Raw genomic sequence first — 17,855 nt, forward strand, 5'->3', positions numbered from 1 at the left:
CTTGATGCTTGGCGGGGATGTCGGCTCCGCGGGCCGGCCGCACAAGCCGCCGGATTGTCGCGGGGAACAGGCGGCAAGCGCGACCGTTCCCTCCGCATGACGGAAACCCTCAGTCCGGCCCTGCCGAACGATATCGAGGCCGCGATCGACCGGGTGCTGAAGGCCGCCCACGACGGCGGCATGACCCTCGCCACCGCCGAGAGCTGCACCGGCGGGCTCGTCGCCTCGGTGCTGACCGACGTGGAGGGGCGCTCGCACGTCTTCGAGCGCGGCTATGTGGTCTACACCAACGACGCCAAGGCCGACGAACTGGCGGTGCCGCTGCGGCTGATCGAGCAGAACGGCGCGGTGTCCGAGCCCGTCGCCCGCGCCATGGCCGAAGGGGCCCTGCGCGCCTCCGGGGCCGGCGTGGCGGTTTCGGTGACCGGCTTCGCGGGCGCAGCCGGTCCCGACGACGAGCCCGGCCTGGTCCACTTCGCCCTCGCCGCGACCGGCGCGCCCACGGAGCACGAGGAGCACCATTTCGGCGACCTCGGCCGCGGTCCGGTGCGGCTCGAATGCCTGCGCACCGCGCTGAGGATGCTGGAGCGCGCGGTCACCAACCGTTAACCGCGTTGAAAGGCGGCTCGCGCGAGGGTGCGCGCGTATGTCCGTGGCGCCCTCCAGACGCATTCTGCGAACCACCGTCGCCGCCGCCGCGGTCGGCGCCGTCGTGTTCGCGCCCCTGGCCCCGTTGGCCCAGGAAGCCGCCGCCGCGCTCGACCCGGTGACCATCCGCATCGGGGCCAACGCCGAGTTCACCCGCATCGAGTTCGCCGGGGTCATCGGCGCCCGCTCGCGCGTGCGCCGCGAGGGCGATCAGGTCATCGTCCGCATCGGCTCCACCGCCGCCCCGGACGTCTCGCGCCTCAAGGTCGATCCGCCCAAGGGCGTCGAGAAGGTCGAGACCCGCGCCGTCCGCGGCGCCACCGAACTGGTCCTGACCCTCGCCGACGGCGCCGACGCCCGCTCGGGCAGCGCCGACGGCGCGGTCTATCTGAACCTCTACGCCGAGGCCCCGCCGGCCCGGACCGCATCGGCGGCCCGGACCGTCCCGGTCGTCGCCCAGACCTCCCCGGGCAAGGTCAGCCTGACCTTCCGCTGGCCCGCCCCCGTCGGCGCCGCCGTGTTCCGCCGCGGCGAGGCGGTGTGGATCGTGTTCGACACCCCCGCGCGGCTCGACATGTCCGGCGCGACCCAGCTCGGCCCCGCCTCCGACGCCCACTGGGCCGCCGGCCCCGACCATGTCGCGGTCCGCGTCGCCGCCCCGGCCGGCGCCCCCGTCTCGGCCGCCGCCGACGGCTCGACCTGGACGGTCACCATCGGCGGCCCGCCCGTCGCCGTCGAGGGCGTCCGGGTCGACCGCGACGACACCGGCAAGCCGGTTCTCGTCGCCCATATGGCCGGCGCCACCAGGGCCGTCTGGCTGACCGACCCGCTGGTCGGCGACCGCTTCGCCGCCGTCACCGCCCTGGCCCCCGGCAAGGGCTTCGCAGACCGGCGCCGGACCATCGACCTGGCCCTGCTGCCGACCGCCCACGGCCTCGCGGTCGAGACCGCCGCCACCGACCTGGCCGTTCTCGCCGACGGCGACCTGGTGACCCTCAGCCGTCCCGGCGGCCTGACCCTGTCAGCCCCCTCGGCCGGCCTCGACGCCGCGCCCGCCGGGGGCGGCGCCCCGGTCCGCGCCCGCTACCCGGGACTGATCCTCAGCGAGTGGGCGGATGTCGGCCACGCCGGCTTTTCGGCCCGCCACCGCCAGCTCCAGGACGCCGCCGCCGCCGAGGCCAGCGCCGCCGCCGACGACCCGCGCGCGCCAGTCGAGGCCCGCTTCGCCTTCGCCCGCTTCCTCGTCGGCTCGGGCCTCGGCTACGAGGCCGTCGGCGTGCTCAACGCCATCGTCGCCAAGGCCCCGAACATGGCCGGTGAGCCGGAGCTGCGCGGCCTGCGCGGGGCCGCCCGCGCCTCGATCGGCCGCTTCGAGGAGGCCCAGGCGGATTTCGCCGCCGCCGCCGTGGCCGGCGATCCCGCCTCCGCCGTGTGGCGCGGCTACATGGCCTCCGCCGCGGGCGATCACGTCGCCGCCCGCCAGGCCTTCGCCGCCGGAGCGCAGGCGGTCGACGGTTTCCCCCCCGTCTGGCGCGCCCGCTTCGGCGCCGCCCACGCCCTGTCGGCGCTGGAGACCGGCGATCTCGACGCCGCCCGCTCCCTGCTGGCCTACAGCTTCAGCCAGAACGCCCCCGCCGCCGATCAGCTGACCGCCCGCCTCGTTCAGGCCAAACTGTTCGAGCTCGACGGCCAGTCGGACCGGGCCCTCGCCGTCTACACCGCCGTCGGCCGCGCCCCCCTCGACGCCGTGGCCGTTCCCGCCAAACTCGCCGTAGTCCGCCTGTCCCTGGCCAAGGGGGCCATGAAGCCGGACGCCGCCGCCGCCGCCCTCGAGGGCCTGCGCTGGCGCTGGCGCGGCGACGCCACCGAACTGGCCGTGATCCGCCAGCTGGGCCAGCTCTACCTGTCGCAGGGCCTGTACCGCGAAGCCCTGACCGCCCTGAAGGGCGCCGGGCCGGGCCTCAATCGCCTGGACGAGGCAGCCGACATCCAGGCCGACCTCGGCGCCGCCTTCCGCATGCTGTTCCTCGAGGGCGGAGCCGACGGGCTGCAGCCGGTGCAGGCGCTCGGCCTGTTCTACGACTTTCGTGAACTGACCCCGATCGGCGCCGACGGCGACGAGATGGTCCGCCGCCTCGCCCGCCGGCTGGTCGACGTCGACCTGCTCGACCAGGCCGCCGAACTGCTGAAATACCAGGTCGACAACCGGCTGGACGGCGTCGCCAAGGCCCAGGTCGCCACCGATCTGGCCACCGTCTATCTGATGGACCGCCAGCCCGAGGCGGCGCTGCAGGCCATCTGGGGCTCGCGCACCACCCTGCTGCCCTCGGCCCTGAACGCCGAGCGCCGTGTGCTGGAGGCGCGCGCCCTCGCCGGCCTCGGCCGCTACGACCACGCGCTCGAGGTGTTGGGCGCGGACGCCACGCCGGAGGGCCGCGATGTCCGGGCCGAGGTGCTGTGGAAGCAGGAGAAATGGTCCGAGGCGGCCGCCCTCTACGAGGCCCGGCTTGGCGACCGCTTCAAGGATCCGGCGGCCCTGACCGCGGACGAGGAGGCCCGGCTGATCCGCGCCGGCGTCGGCTATTCACTGGGCCGCGACCCGGCCGCCCTGGCGCGCCTGTCGCGCAACTACCGCCCCTTCATCGCCGCCGCCCGGGCCAGGCCGGCGCTCTCGATCGCGCTCGACGCGGGGGAGGGCGGCGCTTCGATCGGCGACTTCGCCGCCCTGACCGCCTCGGCCGACACCTTCGCCGGCTGGGTCGCGGCCATGAAGGCGGAGCTCAGACGGAAAACGGGCGGGAACCGACCCGCGGCCCCCGCCCGTCCTCAAGCTGCAGCGGCGGCGCCTGCGAGGCCCGCCGCCTGACCTGTGAAGGTCTTACTTGTTCACCGCATCCTTGAGCGGCTTCGACACGCGGAAGCGCACGGCCTTGGAGGCGGCGATCTTGATCGTCGCGCCGGTGGCCGGGTTGCGGCCTTCACGCGCCGCGCGGGCGGCGGTGTCGAACACGCCGAGGTTCGAGATGCGCACGTCGCCGCCCGACTTCAGGGACTTGTGGATGTTCTCGACGATGGCGGTCAGAACCTTGCCGGCGTCGGCTTGAGAGACGCCCGCATCCTTGGCGGCGGCGGCGATCAGTTCGGCTTGAGTGGTCATTTTGGGTCGTTTCCCGATTGAAGCTCGCCCCCCGTTTCAAGGGCGATGACTCGCGGATTGACGCCGGTTTTTCTTCCCTTGGCAAGCGACTTTGCCGTTCAAACCCCCACGGGGTGGGGATTTATCCGCTTCCGGACGCCCTCTGGAAGCTCTCGACGAGGCTTCCGGCGACCAGTCTCCAGCCGTCCACGAGCACGAAAAAGATCAACTTGAAGGGTAGGGAAATCACCACCGGAGGCAGCATCATCATGCCCATCGACATGAGCACGCTGGCGACCACCAGATCGATCACAAGAAACGGAACGAAAAGGAGAAAACCGATTTCGAAGGCCCGCTTCAGCTCGCTGATCATGAAGGCCGGAGTGACCACTCTCAGGGGCAGGTCGGCGACCGGCGTCGCGGCCTCCACCTGCGACAGCCGCGTGAACAGCGAAAGGTCGTCGCGGTCCACCTGGGCGAGCATGAAAGTCTTCACAGGTTCCGAGGCCGCATCGAACGCCTGGGGCAGCTCCATCTGCTGGTCCAGCAGGGGTCGGATGCCCGAATCATAGGCGTCCTGCCAGGTCGGGGCCATGACGATGGCGCTCAGGAACAGGGCCAGCGACACCAGCACCGCATTGGGCGGGGCCTGCTGCATGCCCAGGGCGGTGCGCAGCAGCGACAGCACCACGACGATGCGCACGAAGCTGGTGGTCATGATCACGATCGACGGCGCCAGCGACAGCACGGTCATCAGGCCGACCAGCTGCACCACCCGTTCGGTCAGGCCCGCGCCCGTGCCGAGGTCGACATTGATCGCGGCGCCGGGTCCGCCCGCGGCCGCCACATCCTGCGCCAGCGCCGCCAGCGGCCAGACCAGGCACAGGGCGGTGGTCAGCAGCGACAGCAGGGCGGCGCGCTTCAGCTCGGCGCGACTCGGCAGGACGAAGACGTCCTTCAGCGTCACGACTCCGCTCCCGCATCCGCCTTCGGCCCGCGCGGCTCGATCAGCTCGCGGCCCTCGCCGAGGATCAGCAGCCGCTCCTCGTCGTCGATCCGGACCAGCACCAGCCGCCGGGCCGGGTCCAGCACCAGGGTCTCGACCACCGTCATGCGCCGCTCGCCGCGCTCGGCGCTGAGCCGGGCCAGCAACTGCGGGGCGTAGCGCCGTGCGGCCCATGCGGCCAGGCCGATGATGCCGAGGGTGAAGGCCAGGGCGAACACCGCCCGCAGCAGATCGAGGAAATTCATGCGACAGCCCCGCCGGCGAAGCATGTCCGGCGCGCCAGCCTTCCGCGATCATGGTTAACGAGGCGTTGAGATAACCTCCCATTAACCATGCGGGCGGCAGTTTCTGCCCATCGAACCGTGGGCGAATCGCGTCCGCACAACGGGGAGGAGACGCCCTTGGCCATCACCGACCTGCCGCTGCTCAGCCAGATCAAGGGCCGCCTCAGCTGGCTCGACGAACGCCAGCGCGTCATCGCCGAGAACGTCGCCAACGCCGACACCCCCGGCTATGTCGGCCGCGACCTCGACCAGCCCGCCGACTTCGCGGCCGCGTTGCGCGGCGGGGGCGGCGTCCGGATGGCGCGCACCAGCGCCATGCATATCGCACCCGCCGGACCGTCGGCCCGCTTCGAGGCCAGGGCCGCCCCGGATTCCGAAACCACGCTCGACGGCAACTCGGTCGTGGTCGAGGAGCAGATGCTGAAGATGGCCGAGAGCCGCATGGCCTATGACGCCGCCATCGGCCTCTACCAGAAGTCCATGCAGATGCTGCGCATGGCCGCCCGCGCCCCCGGGCGCTGAGAGGGGCCGCTGACGCCGTGAGGAGGAACCGATGACCGATCCCGTCCCGCCCCGCAACAGCGCCATGGCCGTCGCCGCCAGCGCGCTGAAGGCCCAGCAGTCGCGCATGCGCGTCATCGCCGAGAACATCGCCAACGCCCAGTCGACGGCCCAGGTCGCGGGCGGCGAACCCTACCGCCGCCAGATTCCGGTCTTTCAGGCGCGCGAGATCGACGGCGCCACCGGCGTCACCCTCGCCGAGGTCCGCCCGGACCAGTCGAACTTCCGCAGCGAATACGACCCGTCGCACCCGGCCGCCAACGCCGAGGGCTATGTGCTCCGCCCCAACGTCGACACCCTCGTCGAGGCGATGGACATGCGCGAGGCCCAGCGGGCCTACGAGGCCAACCTGAACGTCATCGAGACGGCGCGGTCGATGGACGCTCGCACCCTCGACATCCTGAAGAAGTAGAGGCTGACCGATGAACCCCTTGATGGCGGCCAAGGCCTATGCGGCGGTTCAGGGCGGAGCCATGCCCGCCGCGCCGGCGGCGGGGCCGGCCGGTTCCGGCTTCGCCGACCTGCTCAGCAACGTCATGGGCGACATGACCCAGACCTCGCGCGCCGCCGAGACCCAGATGACCTCGATGGTCCAGGGCCAGGGCAGTCTGATCGACGTGGTCACCGCCGTGTCCTCGGCCGAGGCCTCGCTGGAGACGGTGATCGCGGTCCGCGACCAGGTCATCTCGGCCTATCAGGAGATCATGCGGATGCCGATCTGACGGCGGTCCGTCGCCCGGCGCCGCCTTACGGCGAATTCATCCGCCGGGCCGCATCCGTTGGTTGCGCCGCCGGCCTCTGAGGGGACAGAACCACGGAGCCTCTCATGACCCGCCTGCCTCTCGCCGCCTGCGCCGCCGCCCTGATCGCCGCCTGCCTTCCCGCCGCCGTCCACGCCCAGCCCGCGCCCCAGCCGACCGTCCTGGTCCGCGCCGGCGACCTGTTCGACTCCGAGGTCGGGCGGATGGTCGGTCCCCGCGACGTGCTGATCCGCGGCAGCCGGGTCGTCGAGGTCGGTCCGGACCTGCCCACGCCGGAGGGCGCCGCCGTCATCGACCTGCGCGGCTGCTCGGTCATCCCCGGCCTGATCGACGGCCACACCCATCTGCTGCTCGAACAGGGCTTCGCCGAGGGGCTTTCCGCCGTGGCGGCCCGCGATCAGGGCGTGCAGGGCGATGTCGTCCGCTCCCTCGCCGCCGCCGGCCGCGCCCGCGAATATCTTGAGGCCGGCTTCACCAGCGTGCGCGACCTCGGCAACTCGGGCCTGTTCCTCGACCTGATGCTGGAGCAGGGCATCCGCGCCGGCTCGGTGCCCGGGCCGCGCATCTACGGCTCGGGTCCGGGCCTGTCGCCCGCCGGCGGACAGCTGGAGCCCCAGCCGACCGATCCGCACCATCTCGTCGCCGGAGAATACCGGGTGGTCAACGGCGTCGACGACGCCCGCGCCGCCGTGCGCGACGCCATCGCCCGCGGCGCCGAGGTGATCAAGATCTACGCCGAGGCGACGCCCCAGCGCACCCGACTTTCGGTCGAGGAGATGGCCGCCATCGTCGCCGAGGCCCGGCGCCACCACATCCCCGTCGCCGCCCACGCCACCTCCGACGACTCGGTCCGCGAGGCCGTCGAGGCCGGCGTCACCTCGATCGAGCACGCCTATCAGGTCTCCGACGACACCCTTCGCCTGATGGCCGCGCGCGGCGTCTTTCTGGTGCCGACCGACGTCTCGCTGGAGCGCGCCCTCGAGATCACCTCCGCCTGGCCGCGGCGGCCGCCGCGTGAGGAGATCGAACAGCATCTCGGGACCAACCGGGATCGCCTGATGCGCGCCCGCCGGCTGGGCGTCCGCATCGCCATGGGCTCGGACGCCTACGGCCCGAACCCCGCCGGGCGCGGCGCCGCCGCCCGCGGCGCGCTGGACGCCTATGTCGAGTCCGGCCTCACCCCGGCCGAGGCTCTGTAGACCGCGACCTGGGAGGCAGGCCGCATGCTCGGGGACGACGGACTGGGCGTGCTGCGCCCCCGGGCCTGGGCCGATCTGGTCGCCGTCGAAGGCGATCCGACCCGGGCCCTCGCCCCGCTGCGCACGCCCCGGCTGGTCATGAAGGCCGGGCGCATCGAGGCCGGCGAGGCTTCGGCCTGCGGCGTCTGAGCGGAACATCGGCGGCGAAAGGGCGCTTCGGGTTGGTCCACCTGGAGCGCCCGCCATGCTGAAGGACCGCAACTCGTCCGCCATCGTCGCCGTCAGCGACATCGACCGCGCCCGCGCCTTCTACGAGGACACCCTCGGCCTCACCCGCGAGCCCGCCGGCGAGCAAGGTGACGTGCTCGGCTTCCGCACGGGCGACACCCGCCTCACGGTCTACAAGTCCGACCACGCGGGCACCAACAAGGCCAATGCGGTCAGCTGGGACATGCAGGGCGACCTGGTCGAGACGGTGAACGCCCTCAAGGCGAAGGGCGTCCGCTTCGAGCACTACCCGGACATGGGCCTGACGCTGAACGGCGACGTCCACGAGGCCGGACCGATGAAGCTGGTCTGGTTCAAGGACCCGGACGGCAACATCCTGCATCTGGTCGAGGGCATGTAGGCCCCCCGAAGGGTCAGCCCTCGAGCGACACCACCGGCTGCGTGACCATCGCCGGCCGCCGGGACCTGCCCTTCATCCACGCCCTGATCCGTGTCTGGATCGGATTGTCGATCATGAAGTGGAAGGCGAAGGCGAAGCCGAAGGCCGCCGCGACTCCCAGGCCCCACAGCGCCCACTGCACCGGCGGCGGCGCGCCGAACCTGGCGATGGCGACATTGGCCACCCCGAACCAGGCGATGCGCACCACCTCGTTGGTGATGAACATCGAGAACGAAACCTGCGCGGCCTTCTCGACCCATTTCGAGGGCCGGGGCGTCGGCGTCGCGCCCGCCGCCAGGATGATGGTCGAGATACAGGCCAGCGACACCAGCGCGTGCTTGTCGAAATACTGCACGAAGGCCAGCAGCAGCGCCGCCCCGATCCCGGCCCAGCCGGCCAGTTTCGGGCTGATCCAGACCTTCTGCGCGAACCACGCCAGCGCCATGCCCAGGGCGAACAGCGGCAGGGCGCGGATGAAGCCGTAGCCCATGGGCATCTGGTAGACCGGATGACCGAGCAGGCTCCAGGTCAGCTGGTTGGCCAGCAGATAGCCGCCGACGCCCAGCGCCAGCACGCTCCACGGGCCCAGCCGCATGATGCCCTTCAGCAGCCACGGGAAGACCAGATAGCAGCCGATCAGGGCCGAGATCGACCAGCTCGGCGCGTTCCAGCCGTAGCCGCCGGGAACCCCATAGGCCTGGGTCAGCGACAGCTGCGCCCACAGCTGGTCCCAGCGGAACCACTCGGGCGAGCGGGGGGTGAAACCCAGCGCGCCGCCAACGACAATCAGCATGACCAGGCCGAAGCCCATGATCAGGTGCGCCGGCAGGACCCTCAGGTAGCGCTTGAGGAAGAAATCCCCGCCCGACATCCGGCCCCCGGCCACCGAGCCGCCATAGACCCGCATCAGCACATAGCCGCTGTCGATCAGGAAGAAATTGGTCAGCAGGAAACCGCCGCGCTCGAACACCGGATGCAGGCCCTCGGCCAGCGCCACCGGTCCCGCGCCCTGGAAGTGATGCAGGATGATCAGCCCGGCCACGATGAAACGCAGCGCGTCGAGCCAGCCCCCCCTGACGATGGGAAGTGTCTCATTCCGGGTCGAAATCGGCGTCCAGGCCATCGGAAAAGCCTCCTCTGAGGCGAATTCCGCAAGGACCGGGCCGCGCCGGCCCCTCGCTCAGTGCGACGACGCCTCCCGGGCCGCGCGTGGCGGGGCCGCCGTCGGCGCCTCGGCCAGAACCCGGCGAATCTGCGTCGCCAGCGCCGCCCGCTCGTAGGGCTTCTCGATCAGCGCGAACTCGTGCGACAGCCCCTGCACCGCGTCGCCGAGATAGCCGGAGGTCAGCAGCACCTTCAGGTCCGGTCGCATGGCCTGGGCCCGGCGCGCCAGCTCGATGCCGTTCAGCCCGCCCGGCATGACCACGTCGGAGAACAGCAGGTCGTAGGCTTGGTCACCGCCCAGCCGGTGCAGCGCCCCGGCCGCGTCGGCCGCCACCTCGCACTGGTAGCCGAGGCCGTTGAGCATATCGAGGCAGACGCTCAGCACCGCCGGGTCGTCCTCGACGATCAGCACCCGCTCCGAACCCGTCGCCGCCTCCACCGCCGCGCCCGGCGCGACGGCCTCGGCCGGCAGGTCGGTGGTCAGCGGCAGGGTCAGGGTGAACACCGCGCCTTCGCCCGGCGTGCTCGACACCTCGACCCTGCCGCCCGACTGGGCGACGAAGCCATAGACCTGCGACAGGCCCAGGCCCGAGCCGCGGCCGATGTCCTTGGTGGTGTAGAACGGCTCGAACACCCGGTCGGCCACCTCGGCGCTCATGCCCGAGCCGGTGTCCGACACCCGGATCGCGGCGCAGTCGGCCCCGTCGTCCCCGTCCGCGCGCCGGGCGCTGATCATCAGCACCCCGTCGCTGTCCATCGCGTCGCGCGCATTGACCGCGAGGTTGAGCAGCGCCGTCTCCAGATGGGTCGGGTCGACAAAGGCGTGCAACGGCTCCGCCCCCAGCTCCAGTTCGATCGCCACCCCCTCGCCGACGGCCTGTTTCATCAGCGGCAGGAAGTTGCGGATCAGCGTATTCAGGTCGACCACGCTCGGGTTCAGCTGCTGCCGGCGCGAGAAGGCCAGCAGTTGCCGCGTCAGGGTCTGCCCCTTGTCGGCCGCCGCGCGGATGGCCGCCAGATGCTTGACCACGTTCGGCTGGTCCTCGATGCGGCGCAGCAGGATGTCGGCGTTGCCCAGCACCACCGTCAGCAGGTTGTTGAAGTCGTGCGCCACGCCGCCGGTCAGCTGGCCGACCGCCTCCATTTTGCGCGCCTGGGTCAGCTGCTCCTCCAGATGCCGCCGCTCGGTGACATCCAGCAGGGTGCCGAGGATCTGGCTCTCGCCATCCTCATCGATGGTCCAGACGCCCTGGTCGAGGAAGGTGCGGTATTCCCCGTCGGCGCACATCCAGCGGTATTCGCAGGCGTAGGCGCCCGTCTCGGCCGCCTTCATCAGGCAGTTGGCCACGCCCTCGACGTCGTCGGGATGGATGCGGCCCAGCCCGATCTCCGGCTCCTCGACGAAGCGCGACGGCTCGAACCCGGTCAGCGGCGTGATGCTGTCGCTGACGAAGCGCGCCCCGAACGGGTGGACGCTGGTGCGGGCGGTGAACACCACCGGCAGGGATTTCAGGATCGCGTCCTGCCGCTCGCGCGCCGTCCTCAGGGCCATCTCGGCCGCCAGCTTCTCCTCGCTGATGCGGGCGTTCTCTTCCAGCAGGGCCGAGCGCTCCTCGCCCTGCCGCCGGACCTCGTTGGTCTTCAGATGCAGGTCGGCGAGGATGGCCACCTTGGAGCGCAGGATGAAGGGGTCGACCGGCTTGAACACCACGTCCACCGCCCCGACCGAATAGGCCTGGAAGATGTGCGCCTCGTCGCGGAACACGGCGGTGACGAAAACGATCGGCGTGTCGCGCGTGCGCGGATGCTCGCGGATCAGCCGCGCCGTCTCGTAGCCGTCCATGCCCGGCATGTGCAGGTCCAGCAGGATGACGGCGAACTCCTGCGCCAGCAGCAGCCGCAGCGCCTCCTCGCCGGAGCGCGCCACGATCAGCTCATGGCCCAGCACCTCCAGCGCCTCCGACGCGGCGAAGGCGTTGCGCTCGTCGTCGTCGACGATCAGCACCCGCGCCTTCAGCGGATCGGCGGCGGGCGATTTCCTTCGGGCGAGGGCCATCAGGCGTCCGCCGGCTCGCGCCGCGCCGCGACCGGTTCATCCGACAGGCGCTGCGCGTCCGTCCGCTGGATCGACACCCGCATCACCGAGATCAGATAGTCGATGTCGACCGGCTTGGAGACGTAGTCGGACGCCCCCGCCTGGATGCATTTCGACCGGTCGCCCTTCATCGCCTTGGCGGTGACCGCGATGATCGGCAGGTCGGCGAACTGGGCGATCGAGCGGATCTCCCGGATCGTCTCGTAGCCGTCCATGTCCGGCATCATGATGTCGACCAGCACGATGTCGATCTCGGGATGCTGGCGCAGCAGGTCCAGCCCCGCCCGACCGCTCTCGGCGTAGTGCAGGTCGACGCCGAACTCCTCCAGGGCGCTGGCCATCGAGAAGATGTTGCGGATGTCGTCGTCGATCACCAGCGCCGTCCTGCCGGTCAGGATGGCGTCCTCCTTGCGCGTCTGCGCCAGGGTGGTGCGCGCCTCCTCGGACAGCCGCTCGGTGGGCTCGTGCAGCAGCAGGGTGGCCTGCTCCAGCAGCTGCTCCGGCGTCCGCGCCATCCGCGCCTGCCCGGCGAACACCGCCAGCCGAAGCCGGCGCTCGTCGGCGGCGTCGAGCCGCTCCGCCGCATAGACCAGCAGGGTCCGGTCCGCCGTCTTCATATAGTCGACCAGCGCCGGAACCGGCGTGCCGGAGGTGTCCACGATCAGGCTGTCGGCCGGCTTGACCTTCGCCTTGGCCAAGGCCTTCAGGCCATCGACTCGGGTGACGGATTTGAACGCGGTCTTCAGGCTCGCCGCCGCCGGTCCCGCCGGCCCGACGAAGATCAGCCGCTTGTCGGGCGCGGCGACGAAGCTGCGCACCCCGTCCAGGCTGGCCATCACCTCCTCGCGCTCGACCGGCTTGGAGGTGAAGCCGAACGCCCCGATGGCCAGGCCCAGCGACGCCTGGTCGTCGGCCGAGATGACGTGCACCGGGATATGGCGCGTCTCCGGCGTCCGCTTCAGCAGGTCCAGCAGCGCCAGCCCGTCCATGTCGGGCAGGCCGACGTCCAGCATGATGGCTTCCGGCGCATAGCGCCGCGCCAGCGACGCCACCGCCGCGCCCTGCTGGGTGATCACGCCCCTGAAGCCGCAGTCGTGGACGAGCGCCAGCAGGATGGAGGCGAAGCGCGGATCGTCCTCGACGATCAGGATCACCGGCTCGCCGGGCGACAGGCTGTCGCGGTCGTCGCTGACCGTCTCAAGCGTTTCCGCCTCTTCCTCGACGGGCAGGTTGCGCACCGTCACCGCCTTGGCCGGATCGCGTCCCGCCGGTCCCGCCGCCGCCGCGGTGGGGCTGAAGTTCAGGGGCAGATACAGGGTGAAGGTCGATCCCTTGTCCGGCTCGCTCTCGACCTTCAGCTCGCCGCCGAGGGTGCGGGTGATCTCGCGGCTGATCGACAGCCCCAGGCCGGTGCCGCCGTATTTCCGGCTGGTCGTGCCGTCGGCCTGCTGGAAGGCCTCGAAGATGATCTTCTGCTTGTCGTGCGGAATGCCGATCCCGGTGTCCTCGACGTCGAAGGCGATGACCCAGGCGGCCGCGTCGAGCCGCCCCTGGCCGGCGCTCCAGCCGCTGCGGGCCGGCCGGATGGCCAGGCTGACCGCGCCCTCGCGCGTGAACTTGACCCCGTTCGCCAGCAGGTTCTTCAGCACCTGCTTCAGGCGCACCGCGTCCGTATCGACGCTGGGCGGAAGCGCAGGATCGACGGACACGGCGAAGCGCAGGCCCTTGTCGTGCGCGACCTGCCGGAAGCTGCGGTCCAGGTCCGCGGCAAGCTCGGCGAGGTCGGTCGGCGCGAGGTGCAGGGCAGACACCGCTCCGGACTCGATCCGCGCCAGGTCCAGCAGGTCGTTGATAAGGGCGAGCAGGTCCATCCCCGAGGCGTAGATGGTCTGCGCGAACTGCACCTGCTTTGGCGTAAGGTTGCGGCCGCCGTTGTCGGCCAGCAGCCGGGCCAGGATGAGCAGGCTGTTCAGCGGCGTGCGCAGTTCGTGCGACATGTTGGCCAGGAACTGCGACTTCGCCTCGCTCGCCTTCTCGGCCGCCACCTTGGCACGGATCAGCTCCGCCTCGGCGCGGTTGCGCTCGGTCAGGTCGCGTACAACCTTGGTATACCCGATCAGCCGCCCGCCCTCGTCGCGCAGCGCCGTCAGCACGACGCTCGCCCAGTATGAAGACCCGTCCTTGCGGAGCCGCCAACCCTCCTCCTCGTAGCGTCCTTCCGCGGCCGCGATGCGCAGCTCGCGTTCGGACCTGCCGCGGGCCGCATCTTCCGCGGGATAGAAGCGTGAGAAGTTTTCGCCGATGATGTCCGCCGCATCGTACCCGGTGATGCGCTGGGCGCCCGCATTCCAGCTGACGACGCGTCCTTCCGTGTCGAGCCGGAAGATCGCGTAGTCGACCACGCTGTCTACCATCAGCCGGAATCGCTTCTCGCTTTCGATGAGGAGCTGCTCGGTGCGCTCGCGGGCGCCGACGTCCTCCTTGAGCAGCGCGTTCGCCCGCTGCAGCTCCGCCGTGCGTTCCAGCACGCGAGCCTCGAGCTCGTGCTGCCGCCCGCGCAGCTGCCCCATCGCGGCCTCGAGCTGCGAAATCACCGCGCAGAGAACCAGCCCGGTGACGACGAGCGTGCAGACGAATGCGAGCAGCAGAAGCAGGGCCTCGTGGAGCGGCTGCGCCGCGAAGGGGCCGCTCCGGTCGACGAGCGTGTACCAGAGCGCCATCCCGCAGATTGCGGCGGTGGCCGTCGTCACGCCGCGCTGGTGAAAGCGGAAAGCCGCCCAGACGACCAGCGGCACCAGGACGAACGTCGTGGAGTACGGACGCATCACAGACGCGCTGGCGTCGAAGACCACGTGGGATGCGAACAGCACGAGGATCCAGAATACCGCGCCTTCGACCGCGCGCCTGCGGTTCCACGCCACGGTGTCCGGCACGGCCCAGCTCAGGATCAGCGGCGCGACGACGAGCATCCCCGACGCATCGCCCTGCCACCAGATCCACCAGTTCCAGAAGAGCTCGCGCCATGGCAGCTCGTGCACGAGGTGCAGGACTAGGAGCCCGAGCGTCGGGGCGATCGTGCAGGCGGCGCAGCACACCGCGACGAACTTGACGACCTGCGGCACGTCGACGAACCGGTAAGGCACCCCGGCGTGGCGCCGCACCAGCACGCCCGCAACCACGGCCTGTGCCGCGCTGGCGACCGCGATCGCGAGCGAGGCGACGAGCGCGCCCTCGATGTGAATGTTGGCGAGGGCGCTGCCGATCAGGATGCCCGGCCAGATTCGCGTCCCGCCGATCAGGACGGCCGCGAGTGCTATGCCGGAAGGAGGCCAAAGCGCCGTCGCATACCCCGGCGGAACCGCCAGGAGGAGCGAGAGCTTGGCGGCGGCAAAGTATCCCGCCGCGACAAGGCCGATCTGCGCAACCAGCAGCCGGCTTGCCCGTGCCTGCGCTTCACCTTGCACGACGGAATTATGCACGGCGGGTTAGACACGGACTCGCGCCGCGCTATCCCAGCCCGCGTGCCAAATCCTCCTGCAGGTCCTTCACCGCCTCGAGTCCGACCGAGACGCGCAGCAGGCCGTCGGTGATGCCGGCGGCGGCGCGCGCCTCGGGCGAGATCCGCCCGTGGGTCGTGCTGGCGGGATGGGTGATCGTGGTCTTCACGTCCCCGAGGTTGCCTGTGATCGACACGAGCCGGGTCGAATCGATCAACCGCCACGCGGCTTCCTTGCCGCCCTTCAGCTCGAACGAGACGACTGCCCCGCCGGCGCGTTGCTGCCGCGCCGCCAGCGCATGCTGAGGATGCGATGGCAGGCCCGGGTAGTAGACGCGCGAGATCGCCGGAATCCCCTCGAGCCAGCGGGCGAGCTCGAGCGCGGCAGCAGCCTGCGCCTCGACGCGCAGCTTCAACGTTTCGAGGCCCTTCAGGATGACCCACGCATTGAACGGCGAGAGCGATGGCCCGGCGGTCCTCAGGAACGGGAAGATCTGGCCGGTGACCAGGTCCTCGCGGCCGAGCACCGCACCGCCGAGCACCCGCCCCTGCCCGTCGAGATGCTTGGTCGCCGAGTGGATGACGAGGTCCGCCCCCAGCGCGATCGGCTGCTGGAGGACCGGCGTGCAGAAGGCGTTGTCCACGACGAGCACGGCGCCCGCTGCACGCGCCAGCCCGGAAAGCGCCTGGATGTCGGAGATCTCGGTCAGCGGATTGGACGGCGTCTCGACGAAGAGCAGCCGGGTCTGCGGCCGGATGGCTTGCTCCCAGGCCTTCAGGTCCGCCGGCGGCACGAATGCGGTCTGCACGCCGAAACGCGCCAACACGGTGCCGAATAGCTGGACGGTGGCCCCGAACACGGCGTTCGAGCAGACGATGTGGTCACCCGACTTGAGGAGCGCCATGGCGGTAGAGAGGATCGCCGACATGCCGGAGGACGTGCCGATGCACGCCTCGGCGCCTTCCAGGGCCGCGAGGCGTTCCTGGAACATCGAGACGGTGGGATTCGTGAAGCGGGAGTAGACGTAGTCCCCGCTGCCGCCGATGAATCCGTCCGAAGCCTGCTCGGCACTCTCGAACACGAAGCTCGACGTGAGGAACAGCGCCTCGGAATGCTCGCGGAACTGCGTGCGCGCCTGCCCGGCGCGCACCCCAAGTGTTGCAGGATTCAGCTTCTTGTCCATGGAAATACCCGGCCTCCTGATGGCTGAGCTCTAAGCGGACCGGGGATTACTCGGCACGCTTTAGCGGCATTTATTACGCGCCCGCAAGCTGTGGGCTCAAATCGGCGCGAGGGAGCAGTATAGCAAACGCGCTATTGCGCGGTGGCGAGGTTCAGGTCGAGCTGCGCGCCCTCGTCTTCACCCGAGTCGCGCGCCGCATCCCGGAGCGTCTCGATCGACTTCAAATAGTCGCTCGTGATGTCGCCGGTGATGTAGTGGCCGTCGAAGCAGGAGGTCTCGAAGCTCGTGAGTTTCGGATTGGTGCGGCGCACTGCCTCCTTGAGCGCCTCGAGATCCTGGTAGATCAACGCATCGGCGCCGATCTCCCGCCCCACTTCGTCCTCGCTTCGATGCGCCGCGATGAGCTCCGCGCGCGTCGGCATGTCGATGCCGTACACGTTGGGGAACCGCACCGGCGGCGCGGCGGAAGCGAAGAACACCTTGCGTGCGCCGGCCTCCCGGGCCATCTGCACGATCTCGTGGCTGGTCGTGCCCCGCACGATCGAGTCGTCCACGAGAAGGACGTTCTTGCCCTGGAACTCCATCGCGATCGGGTTCAGCTTCTGGCGCACCGAGCGCTTGCGCACCGCCTGGCCGGGCATGATGAAGGTGCGGCCGATGTAGCGGTTCTTCACGAAGCCCTCGCGGTAGGGCACGCCCAGCCCGTGGGCAAGCTGGAGCGCCGACGGCCGGCTCGAGTCGGGAATCGGAATAACGACGTCGATCTTCAGGTGGCCGTATTGCCGTCGGATCTTCTCCGCGAGCTTCTCGCCCATGTTGAGCCGGGACTCATAAACCGATGCGCCGTCGATCAGCGAGTCGGGTCGCGCCAGGTAGACGTATTCGAAGATGCAGGGATTCAGGCTCGCACGCTCCGCGCACTGCTGGCTGTGGAAATGGCCGTCTTCGTCGATGAAGACCGCTTCGCCGGGGGCGACATCGCGCAGCAACCGGAAGCCCAGCGCGTCGAGCGCCACGGACTCGGAGGCCACCAGGTACTCCGTGCCGGTCGGGGATTCGTTGTAGCCCACGGCCAGAGGGCGGATCCCGAACGGATCCCGGAACGCGACGACGCCGTACCCCGCGATCATCGCCACGACGGCATAGGCCCCCTTGATTCGGCGGTGCACGTTCGCCACCGCGCGGAAGATGGTCGGCGGGTCCAGCCGCAGCCTGACCGAGGCCTGCTCCAGCTCGTGGGCAAGCACGTTGACGAGCACCTCGGAATCCGAGCCCGTGTTGATGTGCCGCAGGTCGGTGCGGAACATCTCTTCCTTGAGCGCGTCGGCGTTCGTGAGGTTGCCGTTGTGGCTGAGCACGATGCCGAAGGGCGAGTTGACGTAGAACGGCTGTGCCTCGGCGACCTTGTACGCGGACCCGGCGGTGGGATAGCGGCAATGGGCGATGCCCATGTTGCCAGGCAGCGAGCGCATGTTGCGCGTGCGAAAGACGTCGCGCACTTGGCCGCTGCCCTTGTGCATGTGGAACGAGCTGCCCTCGCTCGTGACGATGCCGGCGGCGTCCTGGCCGCGGTGCTGGAGGAGAAGAAGCCCGTCGTAGAGCAGCTGGTTGACCGGCGAACGGGCGACGATTCCGATGATCCCGCACATGGCGA

General features: G+C 70.4%; 16 protein-coding genes and 1 riboswitch. Of the genes, 8 read left to right on the top strand and 8 right to left on the bottom strand.

Going from position 1 to position 17,855, the window contains the following annotated elements:
* Window positions 1-96: 96 nt before the first annotated feature.
* Both VEA98_RS14420 and VEA98_RS14425 read left to right on the top strand, forming a co-directional pair.
* Window positions 97-609, top strand: a complete 513-nt coding sequence (locus VEA98_RS14420) for a CinA family protein (RefSeq protein WP_324815861.1) — start codon at window positions 97-99, stop codon at window positions 607-609.
* 37 nt (window positions 610-646) lie between these two features.
* Window positions 647-3,514: a hypothetical protein gene (locus tag VEA98_RS14425; protein ID WP_324815864.1), complete on the top strand. Its 2,868-nt coding sequence runs from the start codon at window positions 647-649 to the stop codon at window positions 3,512-3,514.
* Between the two features lie 12 nt (window positions 3,515-3,526).
* On the opposite strand, the gene VEA98_RS14430 is transcribed toward VEA98_RS14425, so the two are convergent.
* From VEA98_RS14430 to VEA98_RS14440, 3 genes are all read right to left on the bottom strand, one after another.
* The gene (locus VEA98_RS14430) at window positions 3,527-3,805 is read right to left on the bottom strand and encodes an HU family DNA-binding protein (protein ID WP_324815866.1); all 279 of its coding nucleotides are present in this window, start codon (window positions 3,803-3,805) and stop codon (window positions 3,527-3,529) included.
* 121 nt (window positions 3,806-3,926) lie between these two features.
* Complete coding sequence (gene fliP / locus VEA98_RS14435) at window positions 3,927-4,745, bottom strand: flagellar type III secretion system pore protein FliP (RefSeq protein WP_324815939.1); 819 nt, start codon at window positions 4,743-4,745, stop codon at window positions 3,927-3,929.
* A gap of 2 nt (window positions 4,746-4,747) precedes the next feature.
* On the bottom strand, window positions 4,748-5,035 hold the full coding sequence (locus VEA98_RS14440) for a flagellar biosynthetic protein FliO (protein ID WP_324815868.1): 288 nt from the start codon (window positions 5,033-5,035) through the stop codon (window positions 4,748-4,750).
* Window positions 5,036-5,191: 156 nt separating this feature from the next.
* On the opposite strand from VEA98_RS14440, the gene flgB reads away from it, so the two are divergent.
* From flgB to VEA98_RS14470, 6 genes are all read left to right on the top strand, one after another.
* Entirely contained in the window at window positions 5,192-5,596 is a 405-nt protein-coding gene (gene flgB, locus VEA98_RS14445; RefSeq protein ID WP_324815870.1) for a flagellar basal body rod protein FlgB, read from the top strand.
* A gap of 64 nt (window positions 5,597-5,660) precedes the next feature.
* The gene (gene flgC, locus VEA98_RS14450; protein WP_324815941.1) at window positions 5,661-6,047 is read left to right on the top strand and encodes a flagellar basal body rod protein FlgC; all 387 of its coding nucleotides are present in this window, start codon (window positions 5,661-5,663) and stop codon (window positions 6,045-6,047) included.
* 10 nt (window positions 6,048-6,057) lie between these two features.
* Window positions 6,058-6,357, top strand: a complete 300-nt coding sequence (gene fliE, locus VEA98_RS14455; RefSeq protein WP_324815872.1) for a flagellar hook-basal body complex protein FliE — start codon at window positions 6,058-6,060, stop codon at window positions 6,355-6,357.
* A gap of 104 nt (window positions 6,358-6,461) precedes the next feature.
* On the top strand, window positions 6,462-7,595 hold the full coding sequence (locus tag VEA98_RS14460) for an amidohydrolase family protein (protein ID WP_324815875.1): 1,134 nt from the start codon (window positions 6,462-6,464) through the stop codon (window positions 7,593-7,595).
* Between the two features lie 24 nt (window positions 7,596-7,619).
* A complete protein-coding gene (locus VEA98_RS14465; protein ID WP_324815878.1) occupies window positions 7,620-7,784 on the top strand; it encodes a hypothetical protein in 165 nt (54 codons plus the stop codon).
* 55 nt (window positions 7,785-7,839) lie between these two features.
* The gene (locus VEA98_RS14470; protein ID WP_324815881.1) at window positions 7,840-8,223 is read left to right on the top strand and encodes a VOC family protein; all 384 of its coding nucleotides are present in this window, start codon (window positions 7,840-7,842) and stop codon (window positions 8,221-8,223) included.
* Window positions 8,224-8,236: 13 nt separating this feature from the next.
* Here VEA98_RS14470 and VEA98_RS14475 read toward each other — a convergent pair whose 3' ends face one another.
* The 5 genes from VEA98_RS14475 to purF form a co-directional block, all read right to left on the bottom strand.
* Window positions 8,237-9,385: an acyltransferase gene (locus VEA98_RS14475; protein WP_324815884.1), complete on the bottom strand. Its 1,149-nt coding sequence runs from the start codon at window positions 9,383-9,385 to the stop codon at window positions 8,237-8,239.
* 57 nt (window positions 9,386-9,442) lie between these two features.
* Complete coding sequence (locus tag VEA98_RS14480; protein WP_324815887.1) at window positions 9,443-11,482, bottom strand: response regulator; 2,040 nt, start codon at window positions 11,480-11,482, stop codon at window positions 9,443-9,445.
* The gene (locus VEA98_RS14485) at window positions 11,482-14,985 is read right to left on the bottom strand and encodes a response regulator (protein WP_324815889.1); all 3,504 of its coding nucleotides are present in this window, start codon (window positions 14,983-14,985) and stop codon (window positions 11,482-11,484) included. Before VEA98_RS14485 ends, VEA98_RS14480 begins: the two co-directional genes overlap by 1 nt.
* A 43-nt stretch (window positions 14,986-15,028) precedes the next feature.
* A complete protein-coding gene (locus VEA98_RS14490) occupies window positions 15,029-16,201 on the bottom strand; it encodes an O-succinylhomoserine sulfhydrylase (protein ID WP_324815892.1) in 1,173 nt (390 codons plus the stop codon).
* 38 nt (window positions 16,202-16,239) lie between these two features.
* Window positions 16,240-16,319: riboswitch (SAM riboswitch) on the bottom strand.
* Between the two features lie 13 nt (window positions 16,320-16,332).
* Complete coding sequence (gene purF / locus VEA98_RS14495) at window positions 16,333-17,850, bottom strand: amidophosphoribosyltransferase (RefSeq protein ID WP_349255653.1); 1,518 nt, start codon at window positions 17,848-17,850, stop codon at window positions 16,333-16,335.
* Window positions 17,851-17,855 lie beyond the last annotated feature (5 nt).

The sequence above is a fragment of the Brevundimonas sp. genome, from assembly GCF_035627055.1.
GTDB lineage: Bacteria > Pseudomonadota > Alphaproteobacteria > Caulobacterales > Caulobacteraceae > Brevundimonas.